15 protein-coding genes are annotated in these 17,234 nt (G+C 49.4%); 4 read left to right on the top strand and 11 right to left on the bottom strand.

Features of this window, described 5'->3' with window-relative positions; translation table 11 throughout:
* Nucleotides 1-76: 76 nt before the first annotated feature.
* Complete coding sequence (locus SD10_RS20495) at nt 77-931, bottom strand: M12 family metallopeptidase (RefSeq protein ID WP_082111642.1); 855 nt, start codon at nt 929-931, stop codon at nt 77-79.
* A 470-nt stretch (nt 932-1,401) separates the two neighbouring features.
* On the opposite strand from SD10_RS20495, the gene SD10_RS20490 reads away from it, so the two are divergent.
* Nucleotides 1,402-2,406 (top strand): YpdA family putative bacillithiol disulfide reductase, encoded by a 1,005-nt coding sequence (locus SD10_RS20490; protein ID WP_046576360.1) that lies wholly within the window; start codon nt 1,402-1,404, stop codon nt 2,404-2,406.
* Nucleotides 2,407-2,457: 51 nt separating this feature from the next.
* On the opposite strand, the gene SD10_RS20485 is transcribed toward SD10_RS20490, so the two are convergent.
* From SD10_RS20485 to SD10_RS20445, 9 genes are all read right to left on the bottom strand, one after another.
* Nucleotides 2,458-2,850, bottom strand: coding sequence for a LytR/AlgR family response regulator transcription factor (locus SD10_RS20485; protein ID WP_046576359.1), 393 nt, complete (start codon nt 2,848-2,850; stop codon nt 2,458-2,460).
* Nucleotides 2,851-3,074: 224 nt separating this feature from the next.
* The gene (locus tag SD10_RS20480) at nt 3,075-6,179 is read right to left on the bottom strand and encodes an efflux RND transporter permease subunit (protein WP_046576358.1); all 3,105 of its coding nucleotides are present in this window, start codon (nt 6,177-6,179) and stop codon (nt 3,075-3,077) included.
* Nucleotides 6,180-6,199: 20 nt separating this feature from the next.
* Nucleotides 6,200-7,282, bottom strand: coding sequence for an efflux RND transporter periplasmic adaptor subunit (locus SD10_RS20475; protein WP_046579869.1), 1,083 nt, complete (start codon nt 7,280-7,282; stop codon nt 6,200-6,202).
* A 40-nt stretch (nt 7,283-7,322) separates the two neighbouring features.
* Nucleotides 7,323-8,573: a TolC family protein gene (locus SD10_RS20470; protein WP_046576356.1), complete on the bottom strand. Its 1,251-nt coding sequence runs from the start codon at nt 8,571-8,573 to the stop codon at nt 7,323-7,325.
* A gap of 99 nt (nt 8,574-8,672) precedes the next feature.
* Nucleotides 8,673-10,040 carry a sensor histidine kinase gene (locus tag SD10_RS20465; RefSeq protein WP_046576355.1) on the bottom strand — a complete coding sequence of 456 codons (1,368 nt, stop codon included), beginning with the start codon at nt 10,038-10,040 and terminating at the stop codon, nt 8,673-8,675.
* 2 nt (nt 10,041-10,042) lie between these two features.
* A complete protein-coding gene (locus SD10_RS20460; protein ID WP_046576354.1) occupies nt 10,043-10,732 on the bottom strand; it encodes a response regulator transcription factor in 690 nt (229 codons plus the stop codon).
* A 368-nt stretch (nt 10,733-11,100) separates the two neighbouring features.
* Nucleotides 11,101-11,280 carry a hypothetical protein gene (locus SD10_RS20455; RefSeq protein ID WP_046576353.1) on the bottom strand — a complete coding sequence of 60 codons (180 nt, stop codon included), beginning with the start codon at nt 11,278-11,280 and terminating at the stop codon, nt 11,101-11,103.
* Between the two features lie 119 nt (nt 11,281-11,399).
* Nucleotides 11,400-11,846: a cold-shock protein gene (locus SD10_RS20450; RefSeq protein ID WP_046576352.1), complete on the bottom strand. Its 447-nt coding sequence runs from the start codon at nt 11,844-11,846 to the stop codon at nt 11,400-11,402.
* A gap of 534 nt (nt 11,847-12,380) precedes the next feature.
* Entirely contained in the window at nt 12,381-13,553 is a 1,173-nt protein-coding gene (locus SD10_RS20445; protein WP_046576349.1) for a glycosyltransferase, read from the bottom strand.
* Between the two features lie 329 nt (nt 13,554-13,882).
* On the opposite strand from SD10_RS20445, the gene SD10_RS20440 reads away from it, so the two are divergent.
* The 3 genes from SD10_RS20440 (at nt 13,883) to SD10_RS20430 (ending at nt 16,661) form a co-directional block, all read left to right on the top strand.
* Entirely contained in the window at nt 13,883-14,725 is an 843-nt protein-coding gene (locus SD10_RS20440) for an SMP-30/gluconolactonase/LRE family protein (RefSeq protein WP_394330452.1), read from the top strand.
* Nucleotides 14,726-14,897: 172 nt separating this feature from the next.
* Nucleotides 14,898-15,821 (top strand): YihY/virulence factor BrkB family protein, encoded by a 924-nt coding sequence (locus SD10_RS20435; RefSeq protein ID WP_227699246.1) that lies wholly within the window; start codon nt 14,898-14,900, stop codon nt 15,819-15,821.
* A 114-nt stretch (nt 15,822-15,935) separates the two neighbouring features.
* Nucleotides 15,936-16,661, top strand: a complete 726-nt coding sequence (locus tag SD10_RS20430; RefSeq protein ID WP_046576344.1) for a DUF72 domain-containing protein — start codon at nt 15,936-15,938, stop codon at nt 16,659-16,661.
* A 26-nt stretch (nt 16,662-16,687) separates the two neighbouring features.
* On the opposite strand, the gene SD10_RS20425 is transcribed toward SD10_RS20430, so the two are convergent.
* Entirely contained in the window at nt 16,688-17,176 is a 489-nt protein-coding gene (locus SD10_RS20425; protein ID WP_046576343.1) for a low affinity iron permease family protein, read from the bottom strand.
* Nucleotides 17,177-17,234 lie beyond the last annotated feature (58 nt).

The following is a 17,234-nucleotide window of genomic DNA, read 5'->3' as shown; positions in this document are numbered from 1 at the left end:
ACCGCAAGCCCCAGGTCAACTTCTATAAGGATGGACACCATTTTTATAGAAGTGGCCTGGGGCTTATTGCATGGCCCTACGGGTACATATACCTGATTGTTTTGATATCCGTTGTTGACAGGCTAACGCGCTGGCTTGCAAACGTTGAGCCATCCTTTTTAGTCATTGTAGGCTGGCCATTCTTAGAGAAGTCATACGAGCCGTATAGCATAATTGACCCGAAATCAAGTCCGCCCTGATAATCAAATCCATCCAGTCCCCGTTGCGTATACGTTTGAAAATCAGACTCGTACCCGGTTGTTATGTTGGCTGTGTTAATGGTCACGTATGCATCCCGGTCAACACGGGAATGTTCATGCCAGAGCCCGATAGTATGGCCAATTTCGTGGATGGTATTTCCAGTAGTACAATTGCTGCCCAGGTTTATGTACTGCTGGCTGCCTGAAAATCCCACGTTCGATGAACAGCCAGAACCTACCCGAAAGAGCACATACCCACGTTGTGTTGTGCGTTGAACGAATCGGATGGGGGTGTTAGCTTCCCAGTGAGCGATGGCATCTTTTACGCGTGTCTGATTCGGAAGTGCGGGATCAATAGCGTAATAAATGATTTTGTTCGGCCAACGAGATGAGGCTTTTGCCCGTCCGGTGCCATCCATATGCACGTCATTTCGTTCCTGCAAGTTGTCTGGAGATAAAAGTATATCACTCTCAAACACAGCTTGATCGCCAATAAGCTGATAAGTTATTTTTTGCCCATCGAGGTAGGCGCTTTGCAGGGTTCCCCGCTGGTTGGGAAAAGCTTCTTCGGGCCTTGACAGGTGCGAAATGGGTGTCAGAGTGCCCGGCGCTTTTTCGGCTGGATCTTGTGAGCAGCTAACTAATGTAGCTGCAAAAGCATAAGGAATGGTAAGGTAAAAATTAGCTTTCATTGTTGAGGTGAGTTAGAATTTAATTATGAAACAGAATGGTTTACACTATGTTTATTTACGCAAATGGTTATAATTAGATTTATAGGTTACTATTATTTTAAAATAGTTATACATGCTTATCGTTATAATGGTTTGATAATGAACATTTCTGTATTAAAAAACCATTGATTCGTTGCGGATAGGGCCTACATATCTAGTTGAAACGAGCCTATTTAAACTGATGCAACGTATATTTTTTGTTAACTAAATATTTATAATACGGTATTATAATTACTAATAAGTTAGTTATGGATTTAATTGTATAGCCACGATGAATTACTTAACCGATAGACGTGGGGTAAAAAGAACAGCTAAAAATGGGTTGGAAAAGGCTTAGTTAACGCAACCTTTGGGGACTTTTTGCTTGTTAGTATAGTAGGTTATGCCTGTAGGACATACTCCTACAAATTATCCCGATTACTGATCACTATATGCAAACATACGATGTCATTATTGTTGGCGGAGGGCCCTGTGGGCTGGCGGCTGGCATTGAAGCGGCTAAAGCAGGACTAAGTCATTTAATTCTGGAGATGGGCAGCCTGACTGAGTCCATTCGGCAATATCCACGTCGTATGCGCTTCTTTTCAACCGCCGAAAATATTGAAATTGGTGGTCTACCGTTTGCTATTTCAGACGTAAAGGCCGGTCGCGATGAAGCCCTTCAGTACTACCGAAAAGCAGCGGCCTATTATCACCTGAACTTCGAATTGTTTAAGGAAGTCTGGGCTGTGCGGAAAGAAGCCGATTGGTTTGTGGTGACAACCACGGCTGGCGAGCACTTTCAGGCGCGGAAAGTCATTATGGCAACGGGTTACTTTACCCGGCCTCGCTGGCTTAACATTCCCGGCGAAAACCTGCCGCACGTATCCCACTATTACGACGAGCCGTTCAAGTATTCATTTACCAATGTAGTGATCATTGGTGGGTCGAATTCGGCGGTCGAAGCGGCTTTGGAGTTATACCGGCATGATGTGCACATAACGGTGGTGCATCGGGGCGATGACTTCCGCAGCACGGTGAAATACTGGCTGGTTCCGGACGTGAAAAATCGGGTGAAAGAAGGGAAGATAAAAACAGCTTTTAACGCCTGCGTGACCCAGATCAAGGAGAAATCCGTACTGATTAATGATTTAAAAACGGGTACAGAAACCGAACTTCCGGCTGATTTTGTCCTGGTTTTAACCGGGTATATTCCTGATGCAGACCTGTTACGCCGGTGCGGCATTGAGCTTGATCCGGTTACACAGGTGCCAACCTATAATAAGGAAAACTTCGAGACTACGGTGCCTGGCCTATACGTATGCGGTACGGTTATGGCGGGCATCTATACCGAAAAGGTGTTTATCGAAAACGGCCGCGAACATGCGCAGGCCATTATCGACCACATCATGGGCCGCGAAGTGCATAAGGTGGCCGAGTTGATTCAACGCATTTAAGTGGTTTGCTGGGGCCGTGCAGGAGCCTGGCCCCAGTAAAATTTAGGTCGGCTAATTAGATTTGGCGTACTTCGATAACATCCGCCGAACGGCAAACCAACGGCGACGGGATACGGGCAGAACGGCCCCCGATCGTAAGTGAACCAGCCCTCCCTTATCGGGGTCAGCGCGTTCCATCCGATCTATATAATGAAGATTGACAATGCAGTTGCGATGCAGGCGAACAAACCAGTTATCAGGCAGCTGAGGCACGTAATATTTTAATGTACGTGGCATTAGCATACGTTGCCCGTCCTTCCAGTAAAGCCAGCTATAATTGCCCGTAGCCTGCAAAAACATAAGATCGGATACCGGAAGGTCAAGATGCCCGCTAGTTCGTACATACATTTTCAGGGCGCCTGCGGGCATGGCAACCAGGGGAGTAGGGTAGAGGTTTGAATTCATAGATTTGGGTAGAGAAAAAATTAAACACGTCGTTCAAGTAAAAATATAGACGAGTATACTCACCTGCGAATTCTCAAAAGTAATCTCCTATAGAGACCAGATAGGATTTATGTTGTCAACAGCAAAAGATCGTAGCTGAATAACTAGATATCGTTAGTGAACAACAGAAGGCCCCATCTACGGCTATTGGTATAGATGGGGCCTTCTGTTATTTGCGCTAGTCGTTAAATCGTTAGTGCGTGATGCTTGCGGTTGAACATCCGGTAGATGATCGGGAAGATAAGCAGCGTCAGAATCGTAGCCGTAATGAGACCACCAATAACGACGATAGCGAGTGGTTTCTGAGTTTCCGAACCAATGCCGGTCGAAACAGCCGCTGGCAACAGGCCAATGGCCGCCATCAATGCCGTCATAACCACCGGCCGAATGCGTGAACGGACACCCTCCCGAATGGCCTGATCGAGCGGCATATGCGCTTTGCGGTTGTTATTGAAAACCGAGATCAGAATAACGCCGTTCTGTACACAAATACCGAACAGGGCAATGAAGCCTACCCCCGCCGAAATGCCAAAGTTCATACCGGTTATGTGCAACGCCAGAATACCCCCGATGAGGGCGAACGGAACATTGAGCAACACAAGCCCCGCATCTTTAGCGCTCCCAAACAGAATGAACAGGATAACAAAAATGGTAGCCAGACTGATGGGCACAACTTGCCCTAATCGGCCGGTTGCCCGGACCTGGTTTTCAAACTCGCCAGTCCAGTCAATACCATACCCTTTAGGTAGATCCTTGATGGCTTCATCGACCCGTTGCTGGGCTTCGGCAACGGTACTGCCAAGGTCGCGCTCCCGCACCGAGAACTTCACACCAACAAACCGTTTGTTATTATCCCGGTAGACGAAGGCAGGGCCTGTAATTTCCCGTAATGTAGCAATTTCGCGCAGCGGTATCTTATCCCCGCGCAGCGTTGGTACCATAAGCCGCATGATGTCGTCGCCTGTACGCCGGTAATCTTCGCCATAACGAACTCGAATATCGAATTTGCGTTCGCCCTCGTATAAAATAGACGCCGTTTTGCCGCCAATGGCCATTTCAATAACGGATTGAGCATCAGCCGTCGATACGCCATACAGCGCCATTTTTCGGTCGTCGAACAACACGCTGATTTCGGGCTGGCCAACGTTTCGCAGAATACCCACGTCTTTTACGCCCGGCACATCACGGATGGCCGCCGTTACCCGATTGGCGTATTTTTCAAGTTCGTCCAGGTCGTTACCAAAAATCTTGATCCCATTGCTGGCCTTAAACCCGGCTACCGCTTCGGCAACATTATCAATGATTGGTTGAGAGTAATTGTAATTAACGCCCTGGTAACTCTTTAGGCGAGCGTCCATCTCTTCAATCAAATCATCAACCGTAATGGTCCGTTTCCAGGACGACTTGGGCTGAAGGTCGACCTGGAACTGGCAGAAATAGAATCCATTGGGGTCAGTGCCGTCATTAGAGCGGCCCGTTTGCGAGAGGATTTGCTTTACCTCCGGAAATGTTTGCAGGTCTTGCCGTATCGAGCGAGCCATCTTGATACTTTCGGGCAGCGACATGCTCATCGGCATTTCGGCCGTTACCCACAGGGCGCCTTCGTTGAGAGTCGGCAGGAATTCTGAGCCTAGTAACGTTGACGAGAAGAAGGTCATCGCCATGAAAGCTATGCTGGCCACTAAACTTAGCCGCCGACGGGAAAAGCACCAGTTAAAACCAGCCATTACAGTGCGGTCAAAGAAGTTAACCAATGGGTTATTCTTCTCCCTAATGTCTTTTTTGAGCAGGATTGAACATAAAACCGGAACCAGCGTGAGGGTGAACAGTAAGGCACCCAACAGAGCAAAACCTAATGTCCAGGCCAAGGGCGAAAACATTTTTCCTTCCACTTTCTGGAACGAGAAAATGGGCAGTAAGGCCGTAATGATGATCAGCTTGGAGAAGAAAACGGCTTTGCCTAACTCACCCCCGGTTTTTTTGATCAGGCCCAACTTGGCCATGCGGTTAAATCGGGGCATGCCGACTCGATGCGCCTGGTGGTCGAGCGTCACAAAAATTCCCTCGACCATGACCACGGCGCCATCGACGATGATGCCAAAATCGACGGCACCCATGGAGAGCAGGTTCGCTGACATGCCCCGTAGTTTGAGACACATGAAGGCAAACAGCAAGGCCAGTGGAATAACAATCGACACAATGACGGTTGTGCGCCAGTCGGCCATGAACAGAAACACAATGACCGTCACCAGAATTATACCTTCGGTCAGGTTATGAAGTACAGTTTTGGTGCAGAACGAAATCAGGTTGTCGCGGTCATAGAAAGTAACCAACTTGACATCGGAGGGTAAAATGCGCGTATTGAGGTCGTCAATTTTGGCTTTGACGCGCTCCAGCACTTCGCTGGGATTTTCGTTTTTGCGCATCACCACAATCCCTTCCACTACGTCATCGTCGTTGTTCAGGCCTACCTGACCTACGCGTGGCAGGTTCGATTCAGCTACTTCGGCCACGTTTTTGATGAGCACGGGGTTACTGCCTAAATCCTCAATGATCAGGTTTTCAATGTCGGTAATGGAGGTTAACAACCCGATACCCCGCACGACATAAGCCTGTCCGTTCCGCTCAATGACATCGCCCCCCACGTTGATGTTGCTGCGCGTGACGGCCTGATAAACTTCCAGGGGCGTGATGTCATATTTGGCCAGTTGGGTCGGATTGACCCGAATCTCATAACTTTTTTCCCGACCACCGAACGCGACTACATCGGCCACGCCCGGCACACTGCGGAGCTGCCGGTCAATGACCCAGTTATGCAGGGTGAGCAGTTCGCGACTGTCGCGGTTGGGCGATGCCAGCGTGAACCGAAAGATTTCGCCGGTGGGACCGTAGGGGGGCTGCACGTCGGGAGCCACACCATCGGGCAGCGATACCGAACGAAGCTGGTTATTGACCTGCTGGCGGGCGAAAAAATCGTCAACGTCATCCTCAAAAATAATCTTGATAACACTCAGCCCAAACATGGTAACGGAGCGAACGCTGGTTTTGCGCTGTACGGAGTTCATCCCAATTTCGATGGGCACCGTCACGAAGCGCTCAATTTCTTCGGCAGAGCGGCCATTCCACTCCGTTACGACAATAATCTGGGTGTTTGTGACATCGGGAAAGGCCTCGAGTGGCGTGGTGAGGTAACTGGCGACACCGGCAATGATGAGGCCAATGGTCATGAAAAAGATAAAAAAGCGGTTCTTCAACGAAAAACCCACTACGTTACGGATGAAAGCATTCATAGTTGCGTTGGAGGGGTGGGTTAATCATTCAGCGCATCGTACACCAAAAGCTGATTTTTGGCAATGACCCGTTCGCCCGGTTTGATGCCGGTCCGGATGTAGGCCACGTCGCCAAGGGATTTTAATAGGGTTACCTCGCGGGTTTCAATGTCGGTGCGGCTGCGAAACACCATGACATAGTGCTTGGATTTATCGAAAATGACCGCTTCGGCGGGTACCGTGGCCATTTGTCCACCGTCTTCGTAGCGAATGGTTACGGTAGCGTGCATTTCGGGGCGCAGTTTCAAGCCGGGATTCGGGAGCCGGATGCGGACTGTCATGGCCTTTGTGCCGGGGTCGAGCACCGTATAAAGTTTGTCAACTTTGCCCCTAAAAAGCTCATCGGGATAAGCCAGCGTCTGCATGTCGGCGGTCATGCCAGGCTTCACCCGACTGATATCGCTTTCGTTGACATTGGCCAGAACCCATACGTCGCTGATTTGCCCAACCGTAAACAGGCTATTGGCATTATCCGACCGGAGCTGCGTGCCCTGATTTACATTTTTCTGGATAATGTAGCCCGCAATTGGGGCTTTGACGATATAGGTTGATGATTTGCCGACGCCATAGATTCGATACACTTCTTTTATCCGATTCACTTCGGCCTGCGCTCGTTCCACTTCTTTCTGGGCCGCAATAACTTCGCGCTGGGAGTTGAGTTTGCTTTCGAACAGATCCTGAGCTACCCGAAGGTTCTTTTCAGCCAGTAATAAATCAGCTTCCGCCTGGGTATTCTGGCGCTCAAAATCAGCGACTTCTCCCGAGCGTATGGTGGCCAGTGTCTGGCCTCTCTGGACATAATCGCCGAGTTCTACTTTCACGCTTTCGACGTTACCACCGACTAATGGAAACACTTCGATAACCCGGTTTTCGTCGGCTATAATGCGGCCCACAAGTGTTAATTCACTGCGTAATGGCTGAGTTCGGGCGGTGTCGATACGAATTCTATGGAGCATTGTATCCGACAGCATAAACGCCGTAGCCTCTTCGGGGGCGGGTTTGGGCTGGCAGGCTGGCAGCAGACCCGTAAGACCGGCCAGACAAAAAAAAGTGAGAGCGCGCATGGCTAGCGTAGCGTTCATAATTAATAAAACAAAGAGTGTATTAGTTGAATAAGTCGTCGCCAATGAGGTAGTTAAGTTCCTCGTACGCGTTGACGCGGTCGGCTTTCAGGCGGTTGAGCTGGCGAACGCTCTCATTGTAGGTTTCGATCAGATCGACAAATTCCAGCAACGAGATATTCCCTTTCTGAAAGCTCGTGACAACGCCCTGGTTGAGTAACTCGAACTGGTCGGTGAAGCGCCCCTCGACTGACTGGACCATTTGCTCCACATCCCTGACTTTTTGCAGTGCGGTCGATACCTCGTTCGTTATCTGCATGGCCCGCTGTTTCTGGAATTGGCTCTGGTAACCGATCTGGCTGCGAGCGGCCCGAATGGCTCCCTGATTGCGGTTAAACACCGGCAGGTCCATACCGACTGACAGCCCCACATAGTTCGGAATGTAACTGCCATTCTGGTCGTAGGTGCCCCCCACGCGCAGGTCGGGCTTGGCCAGTGCTTTCTGAAGGGTGTAGTTTAATTCGGCCTGTTTGCTCAACGACTGGGCCGCCTGTAAGTCGGGTCGGTTGCGTAGCGCCAGTTGACGAAGGGAGTCTTCGGGTTGCGATGGGATATGGTAACGGGTCAGCGCGTCATTGCGAACAATGGGCCGAATGGGTTGCTCCACGGATAATAAGGTTCGGATACTCCGCTGATCTTCGGCCAACTGAAAGCGGATTTCGGTGCGGTCATTACTCAACTGAAATAGCAGAGCTTTGAGCCGAAGCAATTCCCGCAGAGACACATTGTTACGCTCATATTCGCGCTCGTAGGCCGTTACGGTCGTCTGTATCGTGGCAATCTGTCGGTCATAACGGGCCAGCGTTTGTTGCTGAAAATAAATGGCGTAGAACCGGCTGCGCAACTCGAACCGAAGGCCACGCAGCAGATCAAGCAGTTCGAGCTCAGTCAGGTGAGCCGCTTCGGTAGCCAGCGCAACCCGTTTATTGCGCTTGCCAGCTGTGTAGAGTAATTGCTGAATGGCGATGATTTTTTCGCCCCCGCGCCCCACATCCAGCACTCGGTTTGTCTGATTATTGTATGTGCTGATCTCAATGTTGGCGGTGGGATTGTCACGCAGGCCCGCCTGTATGATCTGTGCCTGACCAATGTCGATCCGAAACCGTTCGGCCAGGAGCAGGAGGTTATTTTTGATGAATAAACTGTCAGCCTGCTGCCGGGTGAGCCGCAGTGAATCCTGTGCTCTGGTCTGACCGGCCAGCAGCACAAGTGTAACGAAAAGCCAGGAACGCATTACGGGTGGTTTTGTTGATACCAGCCACAAAGGTGCTAAGGCTAATCAGGACGACCGATTTTAAGCGATTAGAAAAAAATTAGATTTCCTTAATTGTCCTTAAGGACGGGGTAGGCGAATCGTAAATGTGCTTCCTTTACCCGGTTCACTCTCTACACTGATTTGGCCATTGTGTAACTCTGTAATGCGTTGACAGACAGCTAGTCCGATTCCAAATCCGTTGAATCTGATGGCGCCCGGTGCCCGGTAAAATGGTTCAAAAATGTGCTTTTGTTCGTCAGTACTCAGGCCAATGCCCGTATCGGTCACGCTCAGCCAAACTTGTTGCGCATTTTTACCAATGCTTACGTTCGCCTGTTGATCGGCGGCATATTTACAGGCGTTATCAAGCAGGTTTAGTACGACACGAATGAGTAGCGATTCGTTACCCAGCACGACCATATCCGTTTCCGTTTCAGGAACCTGATCGTACTTAAACTGCACGGTATAACTGGGATGGGCGGTGCGTAGTTCTTCCTGAGCGGTAAAGAACACATCATCCAGCCGAACTGATGTCATAGTCACGGCTTCGAGACTTTCGAGCGTGCGGGCCAGCAGTAACAGGCTGTTTGACAGGGCAATCAGCCGATCCGTATCAGAAAGCAGATTCTGGAGGATCTCGGTATGGTGCTCGGCCGAAAGTGGTCGGCGGAGGCCCAACTGAATTTCAGATTTAAGGGCCGCCAACGGGGTTCGGAGCTCATGCGATGCGTGAGATACGAAACTCCGCTGCTGCTCAAACGCCTGTTCAAGCCGCTGCAAAACGGCATTAAAATTAACGGCCAACTGGTCAATCTCATCCTGCCGGGGACCTTCATCGAGCCGTTGGCGAAGATTGCGGGCCGTAATGGTCTGCACCTGCCGGTTAATGTGGCCAATGGGTTGCAGCGACTGGCCGGCAAAGAAGAAACCAAGCCCAATGGTTAGCCCAATACCACCCAACAAGCCCCAAACGAGTGTTATATACAGGTTTTGCAATTTACTTTGCCCGAACCGGTCATAGGCCGACGCCAGCACGACCAGGCGTCGGCCGTTCGCTTCATACAGGATGCCAACCAGTTCATTCTCGCCATTGGTCGTCTCTATTTCCCGCTCCCGGCGAACGGCGTCCAGTAAATCAGGTTTATAGCGGACAGGGTAGTCATCTACGCTACTATAAACCAATTTATTGTTGTCATCCAAAATCAAGACCTTTTCGTCAATCATGGCCGTCAGTGTATTCCGGTCGATGATCCGAAGGAGATCCCGGTCAACCTCTTTCACTTCAACCAGAAACCGGACTGTTGTTCGGGCCTTGCTTTTGAGCCGTTCATAAAACTCTTCGCGCCGGTAGGTCGCCGATACCAGATAGATCAATAACGAAAACCCGATTAAAATCGACGCGACGATTAACGTAAACTGGCCTGAGATGCGGTTGCGAATAGTCATGCTTATTCTTCTTTCAAGACATACCCATAGCCGGAGCGGGTATGGATAAGTTTGGGTGAAAAATCGCGATCAACCTTTTTACGCAGGTAATTTACGTAAACCTCCACCACGTTTGTGCCGGTGTCGAACGGTATACGCCAAACGTGTTCGGTCAGTTCAAGCCGCGATATCGTCCGGCCTGTGTGCTGCATGAGGTATTCCAGCAACACGAACTCTTTGGTTGTCAGTTCAATTACGTTCTGATCCCGAAACACCTCCCGCGTCGTACGGTTCAGGGTTAGGTTAGCCACGGTAATCACGTCGTCGGCCTGGTTGGGCTCAGCGCGTAAATCAGCCCGGCGTATGCAGGCGGCTACCCGAGCCAGGAGTTCCCGAAAATCAAATGGCTTAACCAGGTAATCATCAGCGCCAACGCCCAGCCCCGTTACTTTATCTTCGATCTCCCCAAGTGCGGTCAGCATTAACACGGGTAACTGAGGATTGACCATTCTTAACTCGCGGCACAAATCGTAACCGTTCAGCCCCGGCAGATTTATGTCCAGAATAATCAAATTAAAGGCGTTCGAGAGGGCTAGTTGCCTGCCTTCGAGCCCGTCGTAAGCAATGGTTGTTTCATACCCCTCATCGGTCAGGCCCCGGCTTATGTTCTGGGCAATACGCCGGTCGTCTTCAACAAGCAGAATCGTCTTCATGGGTTTAAACGCTAGCAGGACTTTGGCGACACGAGATTGATTTGACTAAATTAAACACCGAATCGAGTCTTTATCAGCCCACCACTAAAGCGGAGAGTTTAGTCGAATTTGACCCCATCTCCTTAACCGTTTCAACGGTTTAGCGCGTGCTGAAACCACTGAAACGGTTGTTTTATGCGTTTTATTTGCCCGGACCCACCGCTAAAGCAGTGGGCTAACAGGCACCGGTAATAGGTTGATCATTATTCGGTACAAATCGATCAACCCGGCGTCGCTAAAATCCTAACGATACAAAACTGCAAAAAAAAGCCCGGCATTGATGGGCCGGGCTGTGGTATCTCAAACAAGTAAGTCACTAAATCCGTCTCTTACCGCTTCCGCTTCACTGACGTTCTGGCTGCAACTTCGGCCTGAAATTTTACCTTTAACTTCCGATCAAGCTCTTTATCACGGGGTACAAAGATACTTGTTTTGCCATCCGACGATTTGAGCATCCAGTAGACGCTATCTGAGGTTGGTGGAATGGAAGTGTACGTCTGTTGGCTCATAACCTAGGGGATAATAGTGAGTTCATGTGACCGTAATGGTACATGTCTATCCAGTCAACCCTATTTATCGCCAATTAGTGTCATTTATAATCAAAGAGCCCTTAGAATAATTCTAAAAACTACGCGGCCTGCTTGGCTACGCCAACGGCACTTTGCCCTTTGGGCGTCATTTCAATGGTAAATGACACTTTATCGTGTTCTTTAATGGGTTCTTTTAATCCATTAACGTGCACGAAAATACTGTCCTGCGACTGAAGATCTTTAATGAAGCCGTACCCTTTCGAATCGTTGAAGAAGGTCACTACGCCTTGTCTGATCAAATCTTGGGGGTCAGTCGGTTCCTGTTTCGCGACACCGATCTGGATATCTTCCTGATCGATTCGTTTCTTCTTTCTGGGGTCAGGCGGAGTCGAGGAAATGTTTCCGTTCTCATCCACATACGCCATCATTTCGTCAAGGCCCAGCCCTTTCACGGCATTTGCTTTCCGATCTTCTCGTTTTTCTTCTTTATCTTTTCTCTTTTTTTGTCTAGCCTTCTCTTTTTCTTTTTTACTAAATGTCTCCATTCTTTGGTTTTATTCGTGTGAGGTTAACCTACCTGAACCAGGTATGGTATTTTCAGAAAGAGGTGGCTAGGTAGATTGAAAATGGATATACGTGGCGACTTTAGACGCCCCACCATATACAGAACCAAAAAGAAGCGAAATAAGTTGGTCATCGCCAATTCATGACAGGATATTATCAACTACGTCTATTTTCGAATCAATTTGAGCGAAGTTAGCTCGCTAAACGAGCGGCCGACGCCTGCTAACGTTCGCCAGGAACAGGCTTTGGCAGATGAGTTTACCGCTCGCCATAACCCTGGTAAGACAGGCAGACCTGAAGAAACAACACCGGCACTCTGGATGTGGGCCGCTAAGAAGTTTAAACAATAAAGCCCCATTACAGCGTAGTGGGGCTTTATGTTACTATACCTAATTTTTGTTAAAGCAAGTGCTAAACGATCGGCAATCTAAATAAACATATTCCCTTTTCATAGAATTCGAAAAGGCCTTTATCTAGCGGGTCTTTTGCGGGCATAAGCTTTCGTTTACAGGAACTTAGGTAAGCATTATTTTTCGGATTCCGTCGAGCATGTCGCTGGCTACGGCTTGGGGTGAATAGGGGGCGATAATTTTTTTTGATGCCTCCTGCATGTTCGTCTGATCAACTTTACCATTCATAAACCGTAGGAGCAGAGCCGTGAGCTGGTGTTGGTTTTGAGGGTCGAATACAAAGCCGTTTTCGCCTTCCCGAACCAGATCGGAGGCACATCCACAACGGTCTGACACAATAACGGGCAGGCCACAGGCCATCGCTTCATTGACGACCAGGCCCCACGGTTCCGACACGCTGGGCAAGACCAGCACATCACTCAAAGCCAGCACATCAGGAACCTGATACCAGGGGCGGCTTGGAATCAATTTGACTTGATCCGCCAGATGCAGCGTGTTAATCTGTTTGTTAAGGGAGTCGTGATCGGGGCCTTCGCCCAGCAAAATAAGCCCCCACTTGGCCGATTCTGAGGATTGGGTCAGGGCTTCGGAAAAAGCCGAAAGAAGAGCGGGTAAGTTCTTGAATGCAATAAATCGACCCACAAACACGAAGTTATTCGGGCGCAGGCCAAGGCGATTCTGTTCCTGACTTCGCTTGACCAATGCACGTTCATAAGCGATCTGGAGGGTATTGTTGTCGACTGCGTTTTTGCGAAGCAGAATTTTTTCCGCGCTGACCCCTAATTGAATCAGGTAGTTGGCCGACTGTGTTCCGAAGCAAAAGAAGCCATCACATTGTCTGAAAATCCAGCGTTTGATATGCTCTTTCCAGCCACCCCGTTCGTGGTCTGCCGCCGTACTCTCATTCTGCATGATTACCCGAATACCTTTCCACTTCGCCCACCCTAATAAAAACACCTGGGCGAGGTCATAATAGCCCGTCAGTACGAGGACATCAGGCTGAAAGGCCTGGGTGCGGCCCAGAAGCGCCCTGATTCGCTCGGGCAGAGTAACCTCTTCCACAAAGCGATCAAAAAGTAGTTCGTAATTGTAGGTGTAAGATGGTGTGTGCCCATCGGCTGGGGCAATTTCCAGTTTAGCCCTGGATTTTTCGTTACGGGCAATCTGTAAAACCTTAAGGCTGGTATCTGGTTGGTGGTCAGTAAGTTGTTGTAACGCTTGAAAGACACTGGATTTGTAGTGGGCCCAGAGAATATTATGAACAATCAGAATGCGCATTCGGAAAAAAAGAGTCGTGATCAATGGATAGGGAGGTACTGCCTGTAAGCGTACCCACCCATCGGTTGGTCAGCCAGATAAGGGGTGCTTCACCTATAAAGGGACTAAAATTACCCTTTTCGGTTAAATATGTTTGATCAGGTGAAGAAAAAAGGTGAAAGCAGATTCGTTAAATAAAAGGCGCAGGCAGGTTAGTTTTCAGCCGATATTGACTTAATGGGTGTAGAAAAGAACTATCGGGTTTATTTATGAACAATTATAAAAGGGTGGGAATTATAGTGGCAATTTCTCTGGCCGTATCCCAGAGTCTGTTTAGCCAATCGACCACTATGACACAGGCTGAGACTGAATCAATCATTGCGCCAAACGCGACGCTTCAAAAAATATCGAGCCAATTTAAGTTCACCGAAGGCCCCGCCGTCGATAAAAATGGGGCTGTTTATTTTTCCGATCAACCCAACGACAAAATCTGGAAGTATGATACAGATGGTAAACTGTCGGTTTTTTTAGATAAGACGGGCCGGTCCAATGGCATGTATTTCGACAAAAAGGGCAATCTGATTACGTGCGCCGATGAGAAAGATGAGTTGTGGTCCATTAGCCCGGACAAAAAAATTACGGTCCTGCTAACCGACTTCCAGGGGCACCGGCTCAACGGGCCCAATGATTTGTGGATTGACCCCAAAGGTGGTATCTATTTTACGGACCCCTATTATCAGCGCGATTACTGGGAGCGCAAGAAACCAGACATCGACGGGGAGAAGGTTTATTACCTGCCCAAAGGCCAAAAAGAAGCTATCCTTGTTGATGGTGATTTGAAACAGCCGAATGGTATAATCGGCACCCCGGATGGCAAACATCTGTATGTGGCCGACATTCGCGATAACAAGACTTATCGATACGACATACAGGCTGATGGTAGCCTGAAAAACCGCCAGCTTTACGTTAGCCAGGGATCTGATGGCATGACGCTCGACAACCGGGGGAATCTTTATCTGACAGGCAAGGGCGTCACCGTGTATGGTCCTGATCGGGTGAAGCTCCAGACAATCCCGGTTCCGTCTGGCTGGGTCGGTAATATCTGTTTTGGTGGCAAAGATCGAAACATGCTCTTCATCACGGCATCGGAGTCCGTGTATACGCTGCAAACACAGGTAAAAGGCGCTAAATAAAGGGTTACTTATTCTTTTATACAGAACGGCCCCGGCACTTGTCGGGGCCGTTCTGCGTATGGGTATCTGCAGAACCCTGGCCGCTACATTGCACAATCACACGTAGCCAGAACCCTACGGCCGAACATAGGGTTACGTGAGGGTCGCTAGATGATTTACGTGTTTGAAAAAAGTGATCCCGGTTTTTCTACTGTTCAGGCAAGCGTTTACCAGCTTGCAGACCAACGACCCCATTCGCATGGCTGGGGCAACGGCATTTTTTTCTTTTTTCGCCTTGCCGCCTATTATCATCATTCTGAGCAGTGTTCTGAGTCAGCTTTTCAACGACCGCTACCAGCGCGTAAGCGGCCAGTTGTTCGACGAACTGGCTGATTTGTTCGGGCCTAAAAGCGCCAATCAACTGGAAGATATTTCGCATCGGCTTCAACTCCCCAAGCCAAGCCTGCTGTTAACGGTAGTGAGCTTTGTGTTGCTGTTTATGGCATCGACCACCTTATTTACAATTCTTAAAAACTCGCTTAACCAACTCTGGAACGTTAAGCCCAAAGCCGGACGAGGAGTGCTCAACGTACTAACCGACAAGCTGATCGCTCTGGCCATCATTTTGGGCTCTGGGTTGTTATTCAGCACATTTCTGGCGGTGGAGCAGCTTATGAACCAACTGGGGGGAGCGCTGGCTCTGTCGTCGCTGGCTTATTATAAGGGGCTGGTCAGTATGGCCCATCTGGTGGCGTCGGTGCTGGTTCGTACGGTTTGGTTTGCGCTCCTGTTCAAATTTCTGCCTGATGTTAAAATCGCCTGGAGAGCTGTCTGGCTGGGTGCTTTTTTTACAAGCTGTCTTTTCAAATTAGGGGAGGGCGTGTTGAACTACTTGCTCATCGATAGTCAGGTGGGGTCGCTCTACGGCACCGCAGGGGCTATTATTCTCCTGCTGTTATTCGTTTTTTATGCGTCCCTGATTTTTTACTACGGAGCCGCCTTTACCCGTCGGTTCAGTGAATGGACTCATTTGTCGGCGGAGCCCAGCAACCATGCGGTTGCCTACACGATTACCGAGATAGATCCCGTGGAGTCGAAGAACGAAGGGCCCAATTGACGAAAGATACCCGAACGGTTATAGTTGCCAGAATTTTTCAGCCGCTGCCAACACGATACGACAGGATTAGTTACTAAAGAAAACACGGGTTTTTCCTGTCTGAAACGTAAAGCTATGGGCATCTACATTGGCACATCGGGTTGGAGCTATGATCATTGGCAGGGCGTCTTGTACCCATATCCTACGCCGGTTCAGAAACGGCTTGGTTATTATGTACAAAAATTCCAGACAGTTGAACTCAACAGTAGCTTTTACCGCTGGCCTAAACAAAGCACCTTTGCTGGTTGGGAGCAACGATTACCCGATAATTTTCTGCTGACCGTGAAAGCGCCCAGGGGGCTCACCCATGCCAAAAAGCTCCTTGAGCCAGAGGTCTGGATGGAGCGCATAAAAGCCTGCTGGCACGAACTACTGCATAAACGGGCGGTGCTGCTCGTACAACTGGCTCCGCAACAAGCCTGCGATTACCCGCGGCTGGCTTACTTTCTGGATCAGGTGCCCCACTGGATGCGTGTTGCCATCGAATTCAGGCATCCAAGCTGGCATACTGATGCCATTTTTGCCCTGCTGGAACAACATCAGGCTGCCTACTGCATCATGAGCGGTGCTCAATTGCCTTGTATTTTACGCGTTACGGCTCCTTTTGTGTACGTTCGGCTACACGGGCCGGATACGAACCATTTGTATGGCGGCTCCTACTCCGATGCGGATCTGCACTGGTGGGCCGACCGAATCCGGGAGTGGGCAGGCATGGGTAAGGACGTATTCGTATATTTTAACAACGACGGTGCTGGCAATGCCGTACGGAATGCCCTGACCCTACAGCACCTGGTGGCATAGGCTGTTGGCCGCCCAATGGTCGCCGGTTACAGCGTGTGTCCCATTCCAGATTCTTCTTCCAGTTTCTCAGAGGCATCCTTGATGGCTTCTTCGATCGAGTGTGATCGGCGAAGATCAGACGCTTTCTGCGTAATTTCGGCCATCGTCTGATAGTGCTGCTGCAACACACACAGTTCCTCTTCAGTCAGGTCTTCTACCGATACCAGCCGGTTGCTGGCTCCCTTAGTGGCCGCAATCAGCTCATTGAGTTTTAACTGAACCGACATCGACTCTTTATTTTGCGCTTTTTGAATCAGGAAAACCATCAGGAATGTGATAATGGTCGTACCTGTATTGATCACCAATTGCCAGTTTTCTGAGTACCCAAAAATAGGGCCCGTTATGGCCCAAAGAATAACGGTGCCGAGAGCTAGCAAAAAAGCCGCCGAGCTGCCTGTGGCTTTCGTTACACTAGACGAAAAACGTTCAAATATGCCCTTGGAAGGAGTATGAGAGGTGTTTTGCTGAGTCTCCATGGTCAATCAGAAAGTAGGTGTAGGTCTATTGTTTTAGTTATTAAACAGAATAAGAGTA

Source organism: Spirosoma radiotolerans (assembly GCF_000974425.1).
Classification (GTDB): domain Bacteria; phylum Bacteroidota; class Bacteroidia; order Cytophagales; family Spirosomataceae; genus Spirosoma; species Spirosoma radiotolerans.
The sequence above is the reverse complement of the archived record's forward strand: the minus strand, read 5'-3'. Positions and strand labels throughout refer to the sequence as shown.